This window comes from Helicobacter apodemus, assembly GCF_000765745.2.
GTDB lineage: Bacteria > Campylobacterota > Campylobacteria > Campylobacterales > Helicobacteraceae > Helicobacter_D > Helicobacter_D apodemus.
The window spans coordinates 17,554-34,930 of sequence record NZ_JRPC02000013.1 but is presented as its reverse complement, the minus strand read 5'-3'; the positions used below and the strand labels follow the sequence as shown (position 1 = coordinate 34,930).

Sequence of the window (17,377 nt, the reverse complement as noted above, 5' to 3'; positions counted from 1 at the left end):
ACAATTTAAGGTAGTCTAAAAACAATAACCAAAGTCCTTGTAAAGCTGCCTCATCATCACTTACATATCCTAATATATTCTAAGATTAACCCCCCCCCTCTAACAAACCCAAAAAGGAATCTTCATCCAAAGATTTCTAGTTTTCTACAAAATACTTCAAAGACAGCTCTTTAATCCTCCAATAAATCTCCTCAAAATCCACCCCATAGGCTCTACAATCACCAATAGTTGTAAAAAAATTTGTATCGCCAAAAAATCTAGGAATAAGATGCAAATGGATATGCCCTGGAATACCTGCACCGCCTACTTGCTTGATATTCATTCCCATATTAATCCCCTTTGCTCCAAATTCATTAAGTAACCCTATGCCCTTTTGTGCAAATTTTTGCAAATGCAACCAAATATCTTCTTTCAAATCACAAGGGGTATCGGTATGATGATGAGGAATAATAAGAAAATGTCCCGGAACATAAGGGTATTTATTCATCACACAAAATATTTTATCATCACGATAAAAGACTCTATTAGGTATATCAAGATTTTGGTTTGAAATTTGACAAAAAATACATTCCTCTTGACTTTCTTTAAAGTATCCACTCCTCCAAGGTGCATATAAATATTCCATTATCCCTCCATTAAATCCACATTAAATATAACTTGGAGCATCATTAGCAAACAAGATTAAATCTCCGGGTTTTGTTATAGATTTTAAAATCCCTTCAATATTGCTTTTATCTTTTAAAATCACTTTCAGAGGATTAGAAATATTCTCTTGTAAAATCTTTGAATTTAGCTCCCCTGTGATAATAGCAACACTAAAAACACTATTAATAGCTTTAGCTAAAGCAACATTAAATTCTTTATTACTCTCTACCAAACCAGGAGTAACAATAACTTTTCTACCATTATGCAAAGAAGCAAGCCTAATGGCTTCAAGCATACCATCAAGATTCCCATTATAACTATCATCTAAAATAACCTTATCATTCACAACAATTTTACTTAAGCGATGATTAATAGGCTCTAATTTAGAAACTTGCTTAATAATGCTCTCATTTTTCATACCCAAATCTTTAGATATAGCAATCACTGCACTAATATTAATAGCATTAAAAGCTCCCAAAACAGGGGTGCTTAGATGTAATTTCTCACCTTGTATTTCTAAATCAAAATCTGTGCCATTTAAAGTTGCTTCTATATTACTAATATTTTGCGGAAAATTTACAATAGGCACAAGACAAATAGTGGGTTGAATATTATCTTTATAAATATACACCCTCTGTAAGCGCCTACTCTCTAAAATCTCATATTTTGCCTTATAAATTGTCTCTATGTTTTTAAAGTATTCAATATGGGCTGCTCCAATCTTGCCTACTACGACAATTTGAGGAGCTACTAAATCAATAATTTCTTGAATATCCCCCAACCCTCTAGCTCCTGCTTCAACAATATAAACATCATTCAAAGGTGAAAGGTTTTGGTTAATATCTGCAATAATACCTGTCAGAGTATTAACACTGCGTGGGGTGGCATAAACTTTAAAAGATTCTTGCAAAACTTGAAACAAAAAATTCTTTAAGCTTGTTTTACCATAACTCCCTGTAATAACAATGATGATTAAATTATGCATACTTTCTAATTTATCTTGAGCGACTTTCTTATAGCGATTAAGCAAAATTTTCTCTATTACCAAAGAAAGAGCAAGAGATATAGGCAAAGGGAATAAATAAACAATTTGTATAAGAATAGAGGGTTTTGCAATACTCAATAAAAGCAACTCATTAAAAAGAATAAAAATAATATAAAGCCCAAAAAATCGAAGCACTCTCCCTGTAAAAATAAGTTTGTTACTAAGATTGAAAATCCAATATCCAAAAAATATAAGATAAAAATAAATCAAAAGATAAAAATAAATATCATGGGGAAGAAAAATAAAACAAATAATAGGTAAAACAAAATAAAGTAAATGCCATTTTTGCTTATGATGTTTAAAAATAACGCGTGAAATTTTATAATGATACCATTGTAAATTAGTAATAATGTAATACCCAAGTGCAATAAGAAAAATCCATCTTGTTGTCATAATGAAAAAATCAATATTCTGCACTATGCAATCCTTCAATCTAAATTTAGAGATTTTAACAAAATAAAGTTAAAGAATGAATCAATCACTTTATTCTTTTAAGAAAATGCTCCCATAAGGCTAGTTTCAATGGCTTTTGCTTGGGTTAGATAGAAATAATGATCCCCCTGTAGGGTAAAAAAGCTTGAATCTTTGATTAAAGAATGTATTTTCTCTCCTGCATACAAAGGAGTTACCGTATCATCCTCCCCCCAAAAAATCCAAGCTTTATTTTTAAAATGTGCAAATGTTGCTGAAAAATCCTCATCAACGACATTTTTAAAAGTTTGATACATTACCTCTTCCATACCAGCAACATCCTTAGAGCGTAGAAAAACTTTCATAATATTATGAAAATAGGGAAAATGTTTAAGGATTTTGCTTATCTTAATCTTAGAAGTTACACAAAAAGGCTTAGGTAGCAAAATCCCAGCACTACTTAAAAGAACAAGATTCTTAGGATTTAATAAAGTCGCAATCTTGCCTCCAAAACTATGCCCAAAAATCGCAAAAGGTTCTACCTTTAAAGCCTCTAAAAAAAGTGTTAAAATGGCTTGATAATCTTTAGAAGTAAGCCCAAAAGATGGGAGTGTAGAGTTTCCAAATCCAGGCATATCAATATATAAATGTCGATATTCTTTAAAACAATCCTCAAAGGCCTGTTTCATTAAAGCTTTATTTGAACCCCAGCCGTGCAAAAAAACCAATGTTTTAGAAATGTCAAAATTTATAAACTCATAAGAGATACCAAACATTTCACCCCTAAATACTAGTGTCTTTTGTGCCACTATTTACCTTTAGCAAAGTGAATTTTATGCAAAAACTCATAAGAAATTTTAAGATTCTTTTGTATCGGGAGATTTTGTGCAAGATTTTGTAAATCTTTAGAAAAATCGTAGAATAAATAATTTGCCATACTTCCAGGTATGGGATTAATCTCATTTAAATAAATAATAGAATCTTTAAAGAAAAAATCACAACGGATTAAAGCCCCCTCAAAGCAATTCTCATAAATCTTTTTAAAGGCTTCTTGCAAGGATTGTTTTAAAGTTTCATCAATAGCAGCTTCTTTAGCATTTTGTGTGCGTGCAAAATCAAGGTATTTTTTCTCAAAATCTAAAATCTCTTGTTTTTGTGGCTCTTCAATAAAAGAAAAGTGCATACCATCTTTAGCTTTATAACCCGCTAAATTATATTCTTTAATATTCTTAAAAAAGGGTTCAATTAATACTTTCTCATCATATTCAAAAGCCTGTTCTATTGCATATTCTAACTCTGTTTGGTGTTTGGCTATAGCAATACCTAAGGAACTACCAAGCCTTGCAGGTTTTATAATTACAGGATAATCTACCCCATTAAGCGTATCGCCTTTATAGAGAATCTTATAATCTAGAGTTTGTATTCCCCGACTTTTTGCATAAAGCTTAGTAAGCTCTTTATCACAGCTTAATACACAAGCAGGATTCCTAGGTCCAATATAAGGAATATTATAAAATTCCAAAAGTGAGGCAATCACGCCATCTTCACCATCAAAGCCGTGGATAAGATTTAAAATCACAGAAAAATCTAAACACTTCTCACCCCATAGAGTCTTATAAAAAAATCCACCTTCTTTAGGGTGGATTTGTTTTTCTTTTTTATAATCCTTAGAGCTAAAAAGTTTTGATTGCATCTTATTAGCGGGGATAAGATAAAAATGATGATTATCGTCTAAAAAAATAAAAAAATGCAAATGTGAAAAAAGCTTTTTTAGAGCAATTGCACTGACAATACTAATTTCATGCTCATAGGTCTTTCCACCAAATAAAAGACAAAGATTCACGACTTTCCTTATGTAGAGATTAATAACGCAATCATACCATTTATATTATCTTTTTGGGTATGCTAGAATGCAAATGCACTAAAATCTCATAAGGAATAGTATTAAAAGCCTCCGCCCATTTCTCTACATTATCAAACACACAAATCTCTTCTTTTTCACTCTCTACACTAAGACAATCCATAGAAGCAGGAGGCAAAATCTTAAAACCCTCTTTGGTATAAAGCTCCATTCCCTCCCTTAAGCGAAAAAGCCCATCCCCATAACCAATATCATAAGTACTAACTACACAATCCCTACTTAAGACAGAAATTCCTCCATAACCTACCCTCTCTCCCTTTTTAAGCATTCTTGAAGAAATTTTTTTCGCCCAAAGAGAGGCGATAGGCTTCAAATGTATAGGGATATTTAAAATCTCTTCTTGGCATAAATACCCATAAAAAGCAATACCGATACGATAACAATCATCTTGTAAAGATTGAGGAATGCTAAGGTCTTTATTAACCCTTAATCCAGCTGAAGAGCAAAGAGAGTGAAAGCGAGGCTTAGGTAGGGAGTATTTCTCACAAAGTTTTAAAACTTCTTTTTTAACTGCTAAAAATACAGCATTTTGGGTATAAAACTCACAACCAAAGTTATCCCCAAAACCATTATGGGTAAAGATTCCTACAAGCTGCAATTTGTTTTTAACAATAAGCTCAAAAGCTTCTTTTAAAGAATTATAAGCAATGCCATTACGATTCATCCCTGTATTAATCTTTAGTTCAATCCTACTTAAAGGCGGATAATCCGGCAATTTCTCTAAAGCAGAGATACAAAAATAAATATTAGGAGACTCCAAACATTGTTTAAAGAGAGAGGGATTTTCTAAAGCATTTGGGTATAAAATACTAATATGCGGAAACCAATCAATAACCTCTAACGCCTCTTGAATATTTTTAACAAAACAAGAAATAATTCCACATTTTTTAGCTAAAGTCGCTATTTCTTTTAACCCGTGTCCATAGGCATTATCTTTTAAAACAATAGCAAGTTTTTGAGGATTATTAGGGGATATTGCTTGAGAAAGCGTATGAAAATTATCAAAAAAATTCTGTGAATGGATTTGGATATAGGGCATATTGTCCCCAAATAAGGGGGGGGGATTATTTTTTAGGAAGTTTTGAGATATAGTCTGCTACAGCTTCAATATCCGCATCTGACAATTTCCAGCTTTTCATATTAGCATACATAATTTGCTTTGCACCACCATTATCAGCTGTTCCTGCTGCATATCCGTGAAGCTGTTCAATCAATCTTGCTTTATCCATACCACCAATTGTAACTCCACCTTTGCTTCCAGGGGCTACTTTGTCTCCATTAACCCCGTGACAGGCTATACATTTTTTATAAATATCAGCACCATCAGCTGCCATTAAAAAACCACTTGCCAACACCAAACTTAATAGAACTTTTTTCATAATGTTCTCCTTAATTCTTTTTCAAGATTCAAACCTACTTGTTAGGTTTGAATGCAATCATACACTTTTTGCATAAAAAAATTATTAAATAAAGTCTTTTTTAGGATAGAATTTTAAAAATTTCATTAAGAGGTTTAAAAAGCTTGGGAAAAACAAAATTATTTGGGACTTCTTTAGAAGCAAAAGCTCGAATTTTAGTCTTTAATATTGCCTCTGGCTTACTATCTTTAGCTATTATTTCTTATATTTTCTATTTTAGTTTAAAATCTGATTATGATAGTCTCTTTACACAATACAATCATTCCTTGATAGAATTAGAAGCAATCCGACAAATCATCAATCAAATGCAAAATCTACCCTCTATAGAGGAAGAAAAAATTATCTTTTTAGAAAACCAAGAAAAAATTCAAGAAATTTGGGAAAACTATCAACAAAGCCAAAGCCATTTAGCAAACCATAATATCCTTAGAGAACTCGGGCTTAGAATTTATCACTTTTTCATTGAAGAAACCAAAACCACTAAAGAAAGGGATATTTTAAAAAGCAATTTAGAAAATTCGCAAAACCTAAATAGACAAATTCAAGAGTTCTTAACCCCGCTTAATGGTATCTTAGGAGGAGAAAATATCCAAGAGGAATCCCTAAAAACTTCTATCAACCAATTAAATAGACAAATTTCTAAGATTATAAGCAACAACTTAAAGCTTATTGAAATAGAAAAAGAACGTAATAATATACTCTATAATATACTCCATAAAGTGGTATTAGGGATTATGTGCCTTATTATGCTGATTACTTTATGCTTAAGTTTCTTAATCTTACAAAATATCAAAACCCTCCATATGCTCTTAGAATCAAAAGTGCAAGAAAAAACCAAAGAATTACAAAATCTCAATAACTCCTTACAAGAAACCATTGAAAAAGAAGTCTTAGAAAGCCGAAAAAAAGACCAAATTATGTATCAACAAGCAAGATTAGCAAGTATGGGAGAGATGATAGGAAATATTGCACACCAATGGAGACAACCCCTAAATGCTCTTATGCTACTTATCCAAACTTTTAAAGTTAAATCCCAAAATGGAAAGCTCACCAAAGACTTCATTGATACCCAAGTAGAGGATGGATTAAAAATCGCTAAAAAAATGTCAAGAACCATTGAAGATTTTCGGAATTTTTTTCACAATTCTAGCCAAAAGGAATCTTTTAATCTCAAAGAAAACCTAGAGGATTCTATCTCGCTTGTAGATGCCTTCTTAAAACAAAGCGAGATAGAATTAAACATATTATGCCCTCAAACAACAATGCTTTATGGTTATAAAAATGCTTTTTCCCAAGTAATTTTAAATCTCATTAAAAACGCTCAGGATGTTTTACAAGAGCGAAAAATACCAAACCCTAAAATCCTAATCCTTGTTATTGAAGAACCGGTAATTCAAAAAGATTATGTTAAAATATTTTTTATGGATAATGCAGGAGGGGTAAAGCTTGATGATATTCAAAAAATCTTTGAACCTTACTTTACTACAAAGCATAAATCCGTTGGAACAGGAATTGGACTTTATATGTCTAAACAAATCATTGAAAAGCAAATGCAAGGAAGTATTGAAGTAAAAAACACCTATTGGAGAGCAACACTACCAATGCTACCACAACCCTTTAAGGTTTTAGAAAATGATTTTTATGGGGCGCAGTTTATCATTTCTATCCCCACAAAAAATAATGAAAATGACGAACAACAAAACTTAGGAAGATAAAATGCCCTCAAAAAAGAATGAAACACTCTTAAAAAAACTAAAAATCCTCTATGTAGAGGATGAAGAAGATATTTTAAAATTCGCAAAAATGGCTTTAGAAGACTATGTAAAAGAATTTTTTACCGCTAGAAATGGCAAAGAAGCCCTAGAGATTCTAAAAACACAAAATATTGATTTAGTAATTACAGATATTTTAATGCCAAAGCTAAATGGCATTAATCTCATTAAAGAGATTAAGAAAAACCCCCTATGGGATATGGCAGTTATTATCGCTACAGCCCACACAGAAACCCAATATCTACTAGATTGTATAGAATTGAGGGTAGATGGATATATCCTAAAGCCCATTGATATAGAAGATATTTTAAAAACCATTTTAAAAGCAACTTTACCAAAATTCCAAGCTAAACAACTCCACGAAAAAAATGTTTTATTAAACGCTATCTCTGTTTTTGTCGGAGGTAAAAAAATAGAAATTATCAAATACTTAATCGAAAATAGCGATAAAGATAATATCTTTTATGGCTCCTATGAAGATATAGTAGAGCAGCTTAAGGTTAGCAAACCCACCGTTGTAAAAACCTTCAGACAGCTCATAGATACAGGATTATTAGTCCGATTAAAAAACAAAATCTATAAACTCCAACCTGATATTTCAACCTATAAAGATTCCCTATAAACGACAAAATCCTCCGATGAAAGCTTCTAAGATTACCCTAGCCTAATCCCAAAATTTCCATAAACTAACCCCTCCCTCAAACTTCCATAAACTACCCCAAAACTCCTAAAAATTCTTAAATTTAACTTAAGAGTTACCAAACTCCACAATTCTAAAAATTTTCACAAAAAGGCAGGAGTTTAATCAAATATTCAGCGGGGGGGGGGGGCATAATAAAAGTCTCATTTTATATTTTAAACAAGGAGAATGAATGGGCATTTCATCAATTAGTTCAAAAGCTTTAATAAGCTTTGGTATTTTAGGTGCTATTTCAGCTTATGCAGTGGATATTACAAATAGTCAAGATTTTACCAATAACTTCCGATCAAACAATGGAAATTGGAGTGTAAAAGCAGATTCCAAGATTAAAAGCGAAGGTGTAACTATTAAGGGGGCATTAACCCAACTTCAACAACCCATTAATACTATCACACTAACCACCGATAAAAAAGTAACCATCGAAAAGGATATAGAAATTGGGTATTATACCGATAAAGACAAGAAAGACAAATTCTATAGCCTTAATATTAGTGCTAAAGAGGGGGTAGAGAATGGAGGTGAGATAAACATCTTAAGGGATTCTAAGATTACAGCCAATACCACTTTACAAAATATTTCTGTTCTGAGTGCTTTAGCGAGTAAGCTTGATATTATAGGTGATGTTGTCGCAGAAAATAATAGCATCATTAATCTTGCTACCTTGACGAATGAAGATATTAATATTATCCATATTTTCAAGAAACTCAATGAAGAGAAAGTTACACTTACTACTACTAAAAAACCTGATTCTAGCATTGCTAATTTTGATGAGGAAGCTATTCGTATAGCTAATGCTCTAAGTGATACTAGCACCTTAAAGACGGGTATTTTAAACATTAGGGGAAACTTTACAACAAAGGGGAGTACAATTTTTGGTTTTTATAATGATGGCTTTATCAATGTTAGTGGAAAAGCTACGATTAACTCCAAAAGCGACTTTGAGATTATAACCAATAACAACCCTTTAAGTGATGATAAAACACTACTTTTTGCAAAAGAGGGAGTAGATATTGTAGAAACAAATAACACAAGTATCTTACAACAACAAAGCGATAAGACTTGGAAGCCCTCTAACGGAGCAAAACTTAATGTAACTTATGACAGGCAAGTAGCCTCCTATCTTTCTAAACCCTCCTTGCTAGATGGGATATTTGTAGATGCAGTGGAGGATTTAAAAAATGATAACTATATATACGAATTGCGTGTTGATGAGAAGAAAAACAATATTTTTGTAAAAGTCAATGTAAATAATTCCAAAATAAACACCGCAAGTCTTAAAGATCCTAAAACTATTGACGATTTCCTTAAAAACCAACTAACAACCCTCTCTGTAGGAGAGAAAAAGAATCTTGAAACCGCTAAAAAGAATCTTGAAAATGCAAAACAAATCTACAATCAAACAAATATTAGCAATAAGGCACAAATCATCAAAAATATTGAGGAGGCTCTTAAAGATATTGAGGGCAAAATACAAGCTACAAACACTTTTAACAACACAAACACTACAACAAAGGATATTCTTAATGTGTTGGTAAAAGGTGCGGATACTAGTGTAGCAGAGAATGTATTAGTAACCTTGGTCAATAAAAAAGACAATAAACTCTTTTCCGCTGCTCTTGATGCAGCAACCCTAAAGGATACTACCACCTCCATCTCCCAAAGCGGAAACACGCAAGAAGCATTAAGCATTTTAAATGCTCTTTCTACCTCTAATATCAATACCAATGATGTATTAAGTGCTATAACCCATGAAAACTTCTTTAAAGATACAAGAACACAAGGACAAGTAGCCACACAAACTTCTAATACTTCTAGCCAATTAGGGGCTATTAATGTAGCCAATGATATGGCAATTGGGGATAGAATCGCAAGATTTAATAATCCCTATATAGAGACTAAACGATTTGCAGCCTTAAGTAGTGATGCAGCTTATAATTATTATGATGAGTATAAATCTAGTCTTTGGGCAAATGCCTTTGGGGGATTAAATATCATTGGGGATAATGATGGGGGATTTTATGGTATCACTGCAGGGATTGATAGAAACATTAATACTAATCTCTTACTTGGTGGATACTTTACTTATGCAAATTCTACCCTTAAGAGCATAACCAATAAGCAACAAAGCAATAACTACCAATTAGGACTTTATACTCTCATAAAATTCGCACAAGATTGGGAAGTAGGTGGAAAAGCCTATACACAACTTAGCCCCACTAATCAATATGATTATAATTCCTTAGGAACAGATTCTGCAGATTTTACAAGAAGACTCTTTGGTTTTAATGGAAGCATAGGAAAAGTATTCCAAATTTCTAATGCATTTTTTATTAAACCCTTTGGTGGCGTGAATTACTATTATAGTTTCACCCCTAATTATGCACAAAGCGGAACCGCTTTAGCTAAAAAGATTCGCTCTTTAACAAACAATGCTCTAAGCTTAGAAGCAGGGTTAGAGGCTAGACAATATTTTGGGGCTAACTCTTATTTTTATATCACTCCTAAGCTAGAGCAATATGTTGTTAATAATGGGGATGATTATATAGCAAGATTTGCAGGTTCTACTTCTGTCTTTAAAATCAGTAATGATGAAAAGAAAAAGACTTATGGACAACTTACTTTTGGGGGGAATGTCTATATTAAAGAAAATCTCTCTTTAAATATCGGAGGAGGTATCAAGCAAATCTTAGCGGGTAAATCTAACTCGACCAATGAAACTTATTTAAGCATAAATACAGGACTTAAATATAAGTTTTAAGAGATAACATCAAAGAAATTACAATAACAAATACTACAAACTTAAATAAGAAATTAAACAGGCTTCTTAAGTTTTTATTATGGGGGACAATCTTTTTAAGATTGCCTCTTTTTGCTGTATTCTTTTTAACCCCTTTAACCTAAGATTTTATTTCAACTTCTTAATGAAGTTTTAGCGTTTTTTTAGTAAAATTTACTCCAATATTTCCTTATAAGTTAGGTTTAATATGCAAGAACACAATGAAGCTTTAGCACTCAAATATCGCCCCTTAGATTTTGATGAACTTGTAGGGCAAGAATCCGTTAGCAAAACACTCTCTTTAGCCTTAAATACCAAGCGATTATCTCACGCCTATTTATTCTCTGGATTAAGGGGAAGTGGTAAAACTTCAAGTGCTAGAATCTTCGCTAGATCTTTGCAATGTGAAAATGGACCTAAGGCAAAGCCTTGCGGAGAGTGTGCGAATTGTATCGCTGCTAATCCTCACAAAATGCGACACATTGATATTATTGAACTTGATGGTGCGTCTAACCGCAAAATTGATGATATTCGCGATCTTATAGAGCAAACCAAATACCACCCTAATATGGGAAGATTCAAAATCTTTATCATTGATGAAGTGCATATGCTAACTAAAGAAGCCTTTAATGCTCTCTTAAAAACCCTAGAAGAACCCCCCCCTTATGTTAAATTCATCCTTGCAACAACAGATCCTCTAAAGCTACCTGCTACGATTTTAAGCAGAACGCAACATTTTAGGTTTAAAAGAATCTCCGATAAAAGTATCTTAGAACATTTAAAAAGCATCCTTCAAAAAGAAAGTATTCCCTATGAAGAAGAAGCCTTAAAAATGCTAATACGGAGTGGAAGCGGATCTTTAAGGGATACATTAACACTCCTAGACCAAGTTATTATCTATTCTAATTACAATATCACCGCCAATGCCTGTGCGAATATGTTAGGGCTTATCAACCCCCAAAATCTGCAATCCCTCTTTGAATGTATCTTAGATAATGATAGAGACAAACTACTTAAAGAAATGGAAGGGTTTTTAGAATATGAAAGCGAAATGCTCCTAGATGAAATGAGTATTTTTCTTAAAGATAAACTCTTAAAAAGTGATAGCACTTATAATGTTATACTTATTGATAGATTTTTTCGCATTATTGCTCAAGCTAAAGAACTCCTCTTTTTAGGCTCTGATGATAATTTTGTGCTGACTTTAAGCCTCCTTAAAATGCTAGAAGCTATGCAAATTCAAGAAATTGATATTGCCATAGAAAACTTAAAAAACCAACATCCACAAATCCCAATATCGCCTAACCCCTCTCCTATCCCTTCACTTACCACCACACAAACTCCTACTTCAACTAAACAAAACCCCTCTTTATTCCAATTACTCCTCCAAAGAATCTATGAGAGGAATTATGACTTAGGAGAATGTTTTGAGAGAAACATTACTTTTATATCCTTTGATAATAATCTTCTAGTATGGGAGAGCAAAGCAAAGGATACTGACAAAGAACGATTAAGAAATAGTTATTCTATTATTAAAAATCTCGTTTTAGAGATTTTTGGCTTACAAACGCAAATTAAATCCCTAAGCAAAGAAGAATCTTCTAAAACCCAAGAAACTCTGCCCGTTAATTCCAATGCTACAAGCCTAGATACTACCCCCCCCCATACCACTAATCCTACAACCCCCCAACAAAACCCCCAAACTCCTATGGCAAATGACCCCAAAGCAGAAGTTACACAAGCCCTAGAAACTCCGCTTCTAAAAAATGTAAAAGAATTACTAGAAATTAGACAAATCAAAGTCCGCCTTAAAGAAGAAAATCTATGCAACTCTTAACTTCACTCACCCTAAAAGAAAATGAACTTACAAAGCTTGCTGAAAGCCTAGCAATTCAAAACAAAAAAGGAATTTATCTTTTAGAGGGGAATTTAGCAAGCGGCAAAACAACTCTAATCAAAGCCATAGCAGAGTATCTAGGAAGCACAAGTCTTGTTACTTCACCAACTTTTTTAATAAAACAAGAATATGACCATCAAATTTACCATTATGATATTTACCAAAAAGATTTGCAAAGTCTTTTAGAGCTAGGATTTTTAGAGGAGATTGAAAAAGAAGGTTGGCATTTTGTAGAATGGGGGGATGAAAAATTAGCTAAAATACTGCAAGAAGTCGGAATAAGCTTTACAACTATTAAGATTTTACCCCAAAAAGATGAAAGGGAATACCAAATTTATGTATAAACTAGAAGCTAGGCAACTATCTAAAATTATTAAAAAAACAAAAATTATCTCTAATATCTCCGTGAGAGTAAAAAGCGGCGAAATTGTAGGTTTATTAGGACCTAATGGGGCGGGAAAAACAACAAGTTTTTATATCATTTGCGGGCTTTTATCCCCAGATGTTGGAGGAGTATTTTTAGATGATGAGGAAATTACCCATCTAAGTTTGCACCAAAGGGCTAAATTAGGTATTGGATATCTCCCCCAAGAAAGTAGCGTTTTTAAAGACTTAAGCGTAGAGGAAAACCTAAGGATTGCCGCAGAAATATCTATTCCAAGAGAAAAAGACAGAATTAAGCGGATAGAGGAACTCTTAGAGACTTTTAACATCGAACCTATAAGATATCGCAAAGGCATTAACTTAAGCGGTGGAGAGCGAAGAAGAGTAGAGATTGCAAGGGCACTTATTAAAAAACCAAAATTTATTTTATTAGATGAACCTTTTGCGGGGGTTGATCCTATTGCAGTTTTAGATATACAAAATATTATTAAAAAACTTTTAACCTTTAAAATAGGGGTTTTAATCACCGATCATAATGTGCGTGAAACACTGAGTGTTTGCGATAGGGCTTATGTGATTAATAAAGGGAAACTTTTAGCAAGTGGCAATTCAGAGGAGATTCATACTAATGAACTCGTTAGGAAGCATTATCTAGGAGAAAATTTCAAAATATGAAATTAAAAACCCAAGCTTCTACGACACTTAAAAGCAAACTCTCCTCCACGTTAAAAAGCTGGTTACCTATTTTGCAAAGTGGTATGCAAGATTTAGAGGAAACCTTAGGAGAGTTTGCAAAAGACAATCCTTATTTTGATATAAAATCAAAAATAACTAATAACTTCTCCTCTTACAAAAAAAATAGAAATCTCCCAAAAGGTTCTAGAGTGGGACAAGGAGGAGGATTAAGTGATAGTATTGAAAATTTTTGCATCCAAGAGGAGAGCTTAGAAGAGAGCTTGTTAGCACAAATTATTCCCCCTCTTTTCCCCACACAAACTTCACAAAATATCGCCCTAAAAATCATAGAAAACCTTAATGAGGAAGGGTATTTTGAAGGTGATATTGAAAATATGGCTAAAGAATGTCGCTGCAGCAGTGAAGAAATAGAAAAAATCCGCAAACGTTTTGCCTATCTTGACCCACCAGGAATTGGGGCAAAAAATTTAAAAGAATCCTTTTACTTTCAACTAGATAATATGGATATAAAATCTGAAATTTTTGAACTTTGCTCAAAAATCTTAGAAGATTTAGAACATCATATTCACTTTAAAGACGAATGCCTTTACAAAGAGGCTATGCGTGTAATTCAAAGTTTCAAAAACCCTCCCGCGCTAGATTTTTATGAAAAAGAAGCAGTGATTATCCCTGATATTTTAATCCGACAAGAATCTAATAATATTCAAGTGCAAATCAATGAAAAATATTATCCAGGTATTGAAATAAATCTCCATAAAGAAAAAAATCTCAAAGCCAAAGAAGAATTTATTAAAATAAAAACCAAAGAGGCTAGAGATTTGGTAGATGCACTAGAGATGCGAAAAGCAACGCTTTATAAAATTGGCATTATGATTGTAGAATACCAATATGAGTTTTTCACAGGGGGAGAAATAAAACCGATGAAACTTAAAGATTTAGCCCAAGAATTTGGACACGCCCCAAGCACTATTTCAAGAGCAATTTCTAATAAATTCCTAGAATGCTCCCGTGGCATATTCCCCCTTAAAGTATTTTTTGCTACCGCTATTGATGAAGAAATAGCTAATGTTACTATTAAGGATTTTGTAGTGGATTTAATTAGGAAGGAAAATAAACAAAAACCCTTAAGTGATACAAAAATCCTAAAACTTATCGAAGAAAAATTTGACATTAAAATAGTGCGTCGAACTATCACAAAATACAGAGCCCAACTCAATATCGCAAGCTCTAGTGAGCGTAAAAAACTCTATAAAATGTCCCTTTAATTACCACAAGCTTTATGGTCTCTTTAAATTAAATCTTTTAGTGTAACTTTAAAATGTAAGAACAAATTTTAACCAATCTATAAAATTAATATTTATACTTCTTAGAGAATCTCTAAAACCAACTAAAGGAGTATTTATAAATAATAAAAATAAGCGTAAAATTTCCCTCCTAAGATTCGTGCTTACATTAAAGGGTATAGCAATAAAGTGCAAAGAGAGGCTTTGAAAAAAATGCAAGAAATAGAAGAGAAAATTGCAAAACTAAAAGAATAACAAAAACAAAATGCCTACCCCAAAGAGCAAAGATATGTGATTTCCTAATATCCTATACCCTTTATAGACAATTAGTAAAACTATCGCAAATCACAACTCTTCTTGCTCTATTATTTGGTATATCATCCATTAAAGGCTACAAGAAAAAATGCTAAAGTAAATCTCATTAAAACAGAAATTGCTATATTTAACCAAAATTCACAGAAGCAAGTGATATTTATTGACAACATTTATAGTTATAAAAATGGATAATAAATATAAAAGATTACTAAAGAGTAGCTAAGAGCAATATGCTGATATGTTAAATTTAGTAGGTTTTTATACAATAAAAGGCTATTTTACAGAAAACATTTTCTTACAAGATGTGGCAAATTAACATTATCAATGCACTATGTTAGATAACTCAATGAGAATTATGGATAATCTTTAGGTAATGTTAATACACAATTAAGAGAACTTTAATTGTATCTCACAAAAAAAGGGGGGGGATTAAAACCTCTAATGGTAACTAAATCCCCAAATGAAAGATTATATTTTTAGCATTATTAAAAAGCTAGTAAGATTCTAAGAAAGCTTTAGGATTAACAACTATAAGTTGTTAAAAACTCAAAAGGATGAGGTCTTCCCTCCCAAGGCCAAATCTCTGTTTCAAACTTATATGCCTTATAAGTTTGGATAAAGGTTTCACTAAAGACATTATCAACCTTTAGATATTCTCTATCAACTAACATTTCTTCAATAGCGTGCCTTAGTGTATGAGGAAGCTGTTTAATACCTTGCTCACGCACTTCATCTAAAGTCAGCTCAAAAAGATTAACTTCCATAGGCTCTCCGGGATGAATCTTATTTTTAATCCCATCTAATCCCGCCATCAATAAAGCAGCAAACGCTAAATAAGGGTTACTAGAACTATCAGGAAACCGAAATTCCATCCTTTTAGCTTTCTCTCCGCTATTATAAGGAATCCTAATACTCGCACTTCTATTTTGTGCAGAATAAGTAAGAATAGAGGGAGCTTCAAAGCCGGGTATTAATCGTTTATAGGAATTTGTAGAAGCATTAGTAAAAGCCGCTAATCCTCTAGCGTGTTTTAAGACTCCGCCTAAAAAATATAAAGCTTCCTCACTCATTCCCTCATAAGCATCTCCTGCAAAGAGATTCTTCCCCCGCTTCCAAATGCTTATATGTGTATGCATTCCGCTACCATTATCATTATATAGAGGCTTAGGCATAAAAGTTGCACTCTTACCATTAAGATGTGCTACCATTTTAATAACATATTTAAGCTTTTGCACATTATCAGCCGCTTCAAGCATATCCCCAAACTTCACACCTATCTCCCCTTGTCCTTGTGCTACTTCGTGATGCACAACAAAAGTTTCTAATCCCACTTGGTTAAGAACTTTCACCATCTCTGCTCTTATATCTACCATAGAATCCACAGGTGCTACTGGAAAATAACCCCCTTTAAGTCCCGGACGATGCCCCAAATTTACGCCATCATATTCTTTAGAACGATTCCACTCCCCCTCTTCTGTATCAATCTCATAATACTGGCAATTTATAGAATCCCGCATTTTAATAGAATCAAAAACAAAAAATTCATTTTCAGGACCATAATAAGCAATATCCCCTATGCCAGAATCTTTTAAATGTTGCATAGCTTTTTTAACAATACTTCGCGGACATTTCTCATAAGGCTCATTTTTATAAATATCCCATATATCGCAAAATACTACCATAGTAGTATCAGCCGTAAAAGGATCAATAAAATATCGTATAGGGTCAGGAATTAAAATCATGTCGGATTTATCAACAGGTTGCCAAGCAGGAATAGAGCTTCCATCAAAGGCAATCCCCTCAAAACTCTCCTCATCAATGGCAGTAGCACTAAAAGACAAATGATGCCATATACCCTTAATATCAGTAAATCTAAAATCAATAAATTCTACTTCATTTTCTTTACACACTTCAAAAAATTTTTTTATAGCTTGTTTATCAACTTTTGGTTTATTTAGAGCCTCTTTCATTATTTATTCCTTAAATTCCTCAATTAATTTACCCCGAAATTATAACAATAATTTTTTAAAGTATTCCCAAAAACACCCAACATTAATTTACACAAAAACCCTAATGATAAAACTTTAATAAATTAGTATTTCGTTATGCAGTAT

The 17,377-nt window shown here is 32.7% G+C and carries 14 protein-coding genes; 7 read left to right on the top strand and 7 right to left on the bottom strand.

What is annotated here, in order from left to right:
• Nucleotides 1-136 precede the first annotated feature (136 nt).
• The 6 genes from LS72_RS05915 to LS72_RS05890 all read right to left on the bottom strand — a co-directional run bounded on the left by LS72_RS05915 (nt 137) and on the right by LS72_RS05890 (nt 5,401).
• On the bottom strand, nt 137-625 hold the full coding sequence (locus tag LS72_RS05915) for an HIT family protein (RefSeq protein WP_034552277.1): 489 nt from the start codon (nt 623-625) through the stop codon (nt 137-139).
• 21 nt (nt 626-646) lie between these two features.
• Entirely contained in the window at nt 647-2,107 is a 1,461-nt protein-coding gene (locus LS72_RS05910) for a Mur ligase family protein (protein ID WP_052087205.1), read from the bottom strand.
• A gap of 74 nt (nt 2,108-2,181) precedes the next feature.
• Complete coding sequence (locus LS72_RS05905; RefSeq protein WP_034552275.1) at nt 2,182-2,910, bottom strand: alpha/beta fold hydrolase; 729 nt, start codon at nt 2,908-2,910, stop codon at nt 2,182-2,184.
• A complete protein-coding gene (locus LS72_RS05900; protein WP_034552273.1) occupies nt 2,910-3,944 on the bottom strand; it encodes a D-alanine--D-alanine ligase in 1,035 nt (344 codons plus the stop codon). The genes LS72_RS05905 and LS72_RS05900 overlap by 1 nt, the downstream gene beginning before the upstream one ends.
• Nucleotides 3,945-3,984: 40 nt before the next feature.
• Nucleotides 3,985-5,061, bottom strand: a complete 1,077-nt coding sequence (locus tag LS72_RS05895) for an alanine racemase (protein WP_034552270.1) — start codon at nt 5,059-5,061, stop codon at nt 3,985-3,987.
• Between the two features lie 25 nt (nt 5,062-5,086).
• A complete protein-coding gene (locus tag LS72_RS05890) occupies nt 5,087-5,401 on the bottom strand; it encodes a c-type cytochrome (protein WP_034552268.1) in 315 nt (104 codons plus the stop codon).
• 143 nt (nt 5,402-5,544) lie between these two features.
• Between LS72_RS05890 and LS72_RS05885 the strand changes: the two genes are divergently transcribed.
• The 7 genes from LS72_RS05885 (at nt 5,545) to LS72_RS05855 (ending at nt 14,930) form a co-directional block, all read left to right on the top strand.
• Entirely contained in the window at nt 5,545-7,155 is a 1,611-nt protein-coding gene (locus LS72_RS05885; RefSeq protein WP_138155173.1) for a sensor histidine kinase, read from the top strand.
• Nucleotide 7,156: 1 nt separating this feature from the next.
• Nucleotides 7,157-7,834: a response regulator gene (locus LS72_RS05880; protein ID WP_034555398.1), complete on the top strand. Its 678-nt coding sequence runs from the start codon at nt 7,157-7,159 to the stop codon at nt 7,832-7,834.
• A 250-nt stretch (nt 7,835-8,084) separates the two neighbouring features.
• A complete protein-coding gene (locus tag LS72_RS05875) occupies nt 8,085-10,670 on the top strand; it encodes an autotransporter outer membrane beta-barrel domain-containing protein (protein WP_084590123.1) in 2,586 nt (861 codons plus the stop codon).
• Between the two features lie 226 nt (nt 10,671-10,896).
• On the top strand, nt 10,897-12,525 hold the full coding sequence (locus tag LS72_RS05870) for a DNA polymerase III subunit gamma/tau (protein WP_034552786.1): 1,629 nt from the start codon (nt 10,897-10,899) through the stop codon (nt 12,523-12,525).
• Nucleotides 12,513-12,929, top strand: a complete 417-nt coding sequence (tsaE, locus tag LS72_RS05865) for a tRNA (adenosine(37)-N6)-threonylcarbamoyltransferase complex ATPase subunit type 1 TsaE (protein WP_034552783.1) — start codon at nt 12,513-12,515, stop codon at nt 12,927-12,929. The genes LS72_RS05870 and tsaE overlap by 13 nt, the downstream gene beginning before the upstream one ends.
• Nucleotides 12,922-13,644 (top strand): LPS export ABC transporter ATP-binding protein, encoded by a 723-nt coding sequence (gene lptB / locus LS72_RS05860; RefSeq protein ID WP_034552781.1) that lies wholly within the window; start codon nt 12,922-12,924, stop codon nt 13,642-13,644. The genes tsaE and lptB overlap by 8 nt, the downstream gene beginning before the upstream one ends.
• Nucleotides 13,641-14,930, top strand: a complete 1,290-nt coding sequence (locus LS72_RS05855; protein WP_034552778.1) for an RNA polymerase factor sigma-54 — start codon at nt 13,641-13,643, stop codon at nt 14,928-14,930. Before lptB ends, LS72_RS05855 begins: the two co-directional genes overlap by 4 nt.
• 854 nt (nt 14,931-15,784) lie before the next feature.
• Here the strand turns inward: LS72_RS05855 and glnA are convergent.
• Nucleotides 15,785-17,233 carry a type I glutamate--ammonia ligase gene (gene glnA, locus LS72_RS05850; RefSeq protein WP_034552775.1) on the bottom strand — a complete coding sequence of 483 codons (1,449 nt, stop codon included), beginning with the start codon at nt 17,231-17,233 and terminating at the stop codon, nt 15,785-15,787.
• Nucleotides 17,234-17,377: the final 144 nt, after the last annotated feature.